Source organism: Immundisolibacter sp. (assembly GCF_028696615.1).
Lineage (GTDB): Bacteria > Pseudomonadota > Gammaproteobacteria > Immundisolibacterales > Immundisolibacteraceae > Immundisolibacter.
Window position 1 is genome coordinate 1 of record NZ_JAQVGQ010000168.1, and the last position, 5,920, is coordinate 5,920.

Annotated in this window: 7 protein-coding genes; 1 reads left to right on the forward strand and 6 read right to left on the reverse strand. The window is 68.4% G+C overall.

Translation table 11 applies throughout. The features are described 5' to 3' along the window. The 6 genes from PHC73_RS10560 to PHC73_RS10585 all read right to left on the reverse strand — a co-directional run. Window positions 1–847, reverse strand: an 847-nt coding sequence (locus PHC73_RS10560) for a molybdopterin-dependent oxidoreductase (protein ID WP_300127755.1), incomplete at its 3' end; no start/stop codon positions are given. A 13-nt stretch (window positions 848–860) separates the two neighbouring features. Further along, window positions 861–1,067, reverse strand: a complete 207-nt coding sequence (locus PHC73_RS10565) for a hypothetical protein (protein ID WP_287367260.1) — start codon at window positions 1,065–1,067, stop codon at window positions 861–863. A 35-nt stretch (window positions 1,068–1,102) separates the two neighbouring features. Further along, window positions 1,103–1,738: a molecular chaperone gene (locus PHC73_RS10570; protein ID WP_300127761.1), complete on the reverse strand. Its 636-nt coding sequence runs from the start codon at window positions 1,736–1,738 to the stop codon at window positions 1,103–1,105. Then, window positions 1,735–3,831, reverse strand: a complete 2,097-nt coding sequence (locus PHC73_RS10575; RefSeq protein WP_300127765.1) for a 4Fe-4S binding protein — start codon at window positions 3,829–3,831, stop codon at window positions 1,735–1,737. Before PHC73_RS10575 ends, PHC73_RS10570 begins: the two co-directional genes overlap by 4 nt. Window positions 3,832–3,982: 151 nt before the next feature. Next, window positions 3,983–4,606 (reverse strand): DUF3306 domain-containing protein, encoded by a 624-nt coding sequence (locus PHC73_RS10580; protein ID WP_300127768.1) that lies wholly within the window; start codon window positions 4,604–4,606, stop codon window positions 3,983–3,985. After that, on the reverse strand, window positions 4,603–5,070 hold the full coding sequence (locus tag PHC73_RS10585) for a DUF3305 domain-containing protein (RefSeq protein WP_300127770.1): 468 nt from the start codon (window positions 5,068–5,070) through the stop codon (window positions 4,603–4,605). Before PHC73_RS10585 ends, PHC73_RS10580 begins: the two co-directional genes overlap by 4 nt. A 158-nt stretch (window positions 5,071–5,228) precedes the next feature. Between PHC73_RS10585 and PHC73_RS10590 the strand changes: the two genes are divergently transcribed. Then, window positions 5,229–5,920: formate dehydrogenase accessory sulfurtransferase FdhD (locus tag PHC73_RS10590; protein WP_300127773.1), on the forward strand; the 692-nt coding region annotated here is incomplete at its 3' end.

The window sequence follows — 5,920 nt, forward strand, 5'->3', positions numbered from 1 at the left end:
GGATGCGCACGTACTGGTCGGCCTTTGCCGCCGTACGCGTGAAGCGCGGGTCGACGACGATCATCTTGCAGCCGTTTTCCTTGGCATGCAGCATGTGCAGCATCGACACCGGATGCGCCTCGGCGGCATTCGAGCCGATGTACAGCGCCGCCTTCGAGAACTGCATGTCGTTGTAGGAGTTCGTCATCGCGCCGTAACCCCAGGTGTTCGCCACGCCCGCCACTGTGGTGGAGTGGCAGATGCGCGCCTGGTGGTCACAGTTGTTGGTGCCCCAGAAGGACACGAACTTGCGCAGCAGGTAGGCCTGCTCGTTGTTGTGCTTCGACGAACCGATCCAGTACACCGCGTCGGGGCCGGATTCCTCACGGATTTTCAGCAGGCGGTCGCCGACTTCGTTCAGCGCCTGTTCCCACGAGATCTTCTGGTACTTGCCGTCCACCAGCTTCATCGGGTACTTCAGGCGGTGTTCGCCGTGGCCGTGCTCGCGCAGCGAGGCGCCCTTGGCACAGTGCGCGCCGAGATTGATCGGCGAATCGAACACCGGCTCCTGATGCACCCACACGCCGTTGCGCACGATGGCGTCGGTCGCACAGCCGACCGAGCAATGGGTACAGACGGTGCGGCGCACATCGGCCTTGCCCTCGCCACGCGACACGCCGGGCGCCGCGGCTTCGGCAGCGCCGATCAGGTTGTACGGCAGTTGCGTCGCGATGGCCCCGGCGCCGACGCCCAGGCCGGAGCGCTTCAGGAAGGCGCGACGGTCCATGGTCTGGCCGAGGGCACGCGCCGCGGAACCCCGCAGGCGGCGGGCGCTGCCGGTGGCGGCGCTGCTTTTCTTGGTCAACATCGTCGCGTCCTCCTCAGACCCGCGCGCTGCGGTAGTAATTGCGCATGTGCTCGCTCACACCCTTGTCCGCTTCCTCGCGGCGGGCGGTCTCGACGGCCTGCGCAGCACCCGGCACCGTCTTGGTCGCGGTGGCGGCCAGTGCCGCTGCACCCGCGGCGCCACTGGCACCGACCGCCATCAGGAAATTCCGCCGCGACAGCTTCGTGTTGTCGTCTTTCATCCTCGCTCTCCCCTTCGATAAAGGTCCGGCGCCGCTCATTCGGCGGGCGCCTCCAGCATGTCGAACGCCTCGCGTTCGATGTCCATGAAGGCCAGCAGCAACGCGCCGACCCTCGCATAAAAATCCACGCCCGGCGCCTTCGCCAGGGCTGCCGCCAGGTCCGCATACCAGGGCGCGACGTGGCGGCCGAAGAAACGCTGCTGCCGCGCCAGCCCTGCCTCGTCCGGTCCGGTCAACACCAGGTGGCGCATCACCTCGGCCAGCGCGGCGATGTGGTCCTCGGTCTCGGTCACGCCCTGGCGACGCCCCAGGCCAAGTTCGGCCAGATCCTCGCGCAGCTCGGCCAGCGGCTCTTCCTGCAGGAAGCCGGTGATGTACCAGGAGCCGTTCGTCATCACGACCGGCTTGGAAACGCTGACGAAGAGCGCATCGAACTCGGCGTGCACGTGTTGCAGCGGCAGGCTGGACGCGGCCGCCCCAAGCGCGGCCCAGGCCTGCGGCAGCGCCCCCTCAGCGCCGCCCAGGCTGCGCCCGGCCTGCACCAGCGCGTCGAGCAGCGCCGCGTCGGGCGCGGCATGGAACAGGCGCGCCAGCAGCGCGTAGTGGTCGGCGCGCGCGCGGTCCTCCTCGGACCAGGTCGGCTGCGACTGAATAGAAATCGGCGCGCTCATTCGCTCAGGTCCCAGGCTTTGACCGCCGGTTCGGTCTTCATCATGTCGATCACGCGACAGTCGGCACACATGCGCAGGCGGGCGCGCTCGGCCTCGGTGGCGAACATGGAATGGCCGGACAGGCGGGCGATCATGGCTTCGATCAGCGGCGTCGCGCCCATCGCCTTGCCACAGGCGGTGCAGTGGAAGATGTCGGCCTCGCGCAGCGCGCGGGCGCGGCGTGCGTCTTCCGTCAGCAGCAGGCGCGGCTCGAGGCTCAGCGCCGACTCCGGACAGGAACTCACGCACAGGCCGCACTGCAGGCAGTTCTTCTCGACGAACTCGAGGCGATAGCTGTCGCCCGATGCGCGCAAGGCGCTCGCCGGACAGGCGCCGGTACAGGCCATGCACAGCGTACAGGCGTCGGACGCGATGACCTGGCCGAAAGGCGCGCCGGCCTTCAGCGCGATCGCCGCCGGCAGGCCCGCCTCGGCTTTCGCCGCAGGGGCGTGCTCGACGAGGTGGCGCAGTGCGAAATCCAGCGTTTCGCGTTTCTTCGGCAGCAGGCGGAAACGCGCCGGCGCGGCGACAGCGGCGGCCGGCGCCCACGACCACAGCGCGGTTTCCAGCGCCTGCCAGTCGTCGGCGTCGGCCTCGACGATACGCAGATGTTCGCCGGTGTAGCCGAGCGCCGAGAGGATGGTCTGGCCATGCCCGGCCTGTGCCTTCAGCGGCACGGCATCATGGCTGCCGGCAGCGAGCACTGCCACCTGGCAGGCGCCCAGCGCCAGACTGCCGAGCATCAGGTCCAGCCCGACCGCATCCGCGCTCCACACCTCGACCGGAATCACCCGCGCCGGCAGTCCGCGGCCGCGGCGCGCGAGCCGACCGATTGTGGCCGTGCCGGCCTCGGCAGCGTGGAACAGGATGCAGGCATCCGTGCCGCCGGCCTGCGCATACTCGGCCAGCAGCGTCTTCACCCGCTGCCCCAGGTCCGGCACACGCGGAAAGTGGAAGCCCAGGGCGCCCGACGGACACACCGTGCTGCAGGTGCCACAGCCCTTGCAGAGGTAGGGGTCGACCGCGATAACGTCGCCATTGGAGCGAATCGCCTCGGTGGCGCAGACCTCGATGCAGTTCGTACAGCCCGTCTTCTTCGAGCGGCTGTGCGCGCACAGCCCGGCGTCGAAGGCGACGTAGCGCGGCTTCTCGAACTCGCCGACGAATTCGCCCAGCGCCTGCACTGCCAACGCCTGCTCGAACGGGTCGCGGCCCGGCGCGGCGTAGCCGTCGGGCAGTTCGACGCGCTTCAGCAGCGGCTCCGCGGACAGGTCCAGCACCAGGTCGAAACGCTCGCTGCGGGCGACATCCTTGCGCGCAAAATCGATCGCGCCGATCTCGCTACAGGCGGCGACACAGGCACGGTGGCTGCGACAGGCGTCGAGGTCGACCTGCAGATCGAAACCGATGGCGCCTTCCGGACAGGCCTTGACGCAGGCGTTGCAGCGCACGCACAGCTCGAGGTCGATGGGGTTGTGCTGCGTCCAGTGCAGCTCGAAGGCACCGAGGTGGCCGGACAGCTTCACCGGCTTGCCCGACCACACCGGGTATTCATTGACCGCCGGCAGCTCAACCTCACCGGCGCGCTGGGTGATCAGCACGGCCGGCTCGAAGCTGCCCGCCAGGCGCTCGGCCCAGCCCAGCGCCGCGCCCGCCTCGCCGATGATCAGCAGGTTGCGGCCGGCGCGCATCTGCACCGCGGGCACCGGCTCCGGTTCCGGCAAAGTGGTCGCGGCGGCGATCAGCGCAGCGAGCTTGGGCGTGGCTTGCGCAGATTCGGCCGACCAGCCGGCGTTCTCGCGCAGATTGAAGAAGTGAATGCGCTGGCCGGCCTGCTGCGACTCGGCCAGCTCGCCGAACAGCGTGGTTTCCTGCGTACAGGACACGAAGACGTCGCGCCCCGCCGCCAGGTCGGTTTCCAGCGCCGGCAGCTCAGCGCCACACAGGGCGTGATGGCACGCAAGACTGCCCGCCGCAGCGGCCAGCCGCTCGGCGTCGAGACTGAAGCTGCGATTACAGTCGCAGAGATGGATCTGTTTTTGGGTGGTCTGCATCGATGCATCCGTTGGATCTATTCATAAGAAGCACTCCGCGGGCCAGCGGGGGAAGCTCGATTAGCGCCAGAAGCGCCAAAATCGATCACCCTTGGAGCCCCGCCAGACGACACGTGCGACAAATTGTCCCGACCGGGCCGTTTTGTCCGGATCAACCACAAGCAGCCGGGCGTGGCTCGGGCGTTACCGCACCGATCTCGTCCGGCGCGTTGCTGCCAGACTCTGCCCCAGCCTCGGCGCTGACATCCGCATCGTCGTCCTGAACGGCGCGGGGCGCACCATCGGCCTCGCCCACCGCCTCGTTCGCGACTTCTTCGCGGGCTCCGGCAGCTTCGTCCTCGGTTTTCTCCTCGACGTCGTCCAGCCACTCACGTGCGTGCCTGAGCTTCTCCATCATCGACGGCGGAATCGGGTCGGCGATCGAGTAATCGTCGATATAGATGTCCAGCCCGTCCATCTGGTTGAAATGCGGATCGGCGAAGAGCTTCTTCAGCGCCTGCCTGCGCAGCGACTCACTGACCTCTTCCTTCAGGAAAGCGGTGAAGTCGGATGCCAGCGTCAGCTCCTCGACCGGCGGCAGCGCGGCTTCGACCGCGGCACGGTCCCGCGCTTCGCCGGCGACGCCCGCGGATGGATCGGCAGCAGCATCAACGGAAACCTTGGCATCGGCGCCGGCCGTCATGCCCGCTTCGGCCGCCGCCGGTTGGCTGGCAGCGGAAAGCGACGCGGCCAGCTTGCGCTTCGACCAACGCGACAGGAAGCCGCCCGCGCTCACGCCCGCCCCCGGTCCGGCGCCAGCGGATCATTGCGCCGCACCTTCTTGCGCGGCGCCGGCTTGTAGTGCGTGTTGACGAAGTCGCCCACCCAGTCGGCGATCTCGCGTGACATCGGCACACCGTCGACCTGCTCGCCCGAATCCAGCCAGCGCGCCGCCTCGCCATAGCTCGCCGACACCGCCGCAGGCAGCGCCAGTTCGCCTTCCTTGCGCCACATCACGAACACCTTGGGGATCGGCGAACTCATGTTGAGGAAGTAGTTGTCCGCCTCGTCGCGGAACAGCTCGATCGCCCAGCCACCGATGCGCCACTGGCGGCGGTCCGGCTCGGACACGATCTCGAGCGGCGCGGGATCGGCCAGATCGAAGGCGGGGACCACGCCCACCGCCTCCCAGGCCTCGTCCACCCAGGGATTGTTCAGGCGGCGACACTCCATGACCACCGCAACCGGGAATTTCTCCATGCCTCGCACCCGCATCTTTTATCGGCTTATGAAGTCCACAGCATACGTCGCCGATCGCCGCATCGCGACCGTGAAAACCCGAGCCACCGCCACCCCTTCGCCAGCGAGCCGCTACAATCGTCCGCCTGACGCCTACCGCAACCCAGCGAACGCCCCCGATGAATGCGTCCCAACGCCCCCTGCTGAGCCAGGCCAGCCGCCCGCTCACCGTCGAGATCCCGGCCATCAACGAGCATGGCGAAACCGTGCCCACCGCCATCGCCGGCGAGCATCCGCTCACGCTCTACGTGGACAAGCGCGAGATCGTCACACTGATGACACTGGGCGCCGCGCCCGAGGCGCTCACCATCGGCTGGCTGCGGAACCAGCGTCTGGTGCGCAGCCTGGACGAGATCGCCTCGGTGCAGGTCGACTGGGAGGTCGACGCGGTGTCGGTGACCACCCGCAACGGCCTGCGCGACGCTGACGAGAAGCTCGGCAGCCGCACGGTGACGACCGGCTGCGGCCAGGGCACGGTTTTCGGCGGCCTGATGGACGAGATCGACCAGGTGCGCCTGCCGCACGACCGCCTGCTGAAGCAGTCGACGCTGTACGCGCTGATGGACGCCGTGCGCCACCACGAGTCCATCTACAAGCAGGCGGGCGCGGTGCACGGCTGCGCGCTGGCGCAGGCCACGCCCGGCGGCTGCGAGATCCTGATGTTCTTCGAGGACGTCGGCCGCCACAACGCGGTGGACGCCATCGCCGGCCAGATGTGGCTCGACGGGCTCGAGGGCGCGGACAAGATCTTCTACACCACCGGCCGGCTGACCTCGGAGATGGTGATCAAGACCGCGCAGATGGGCATTCC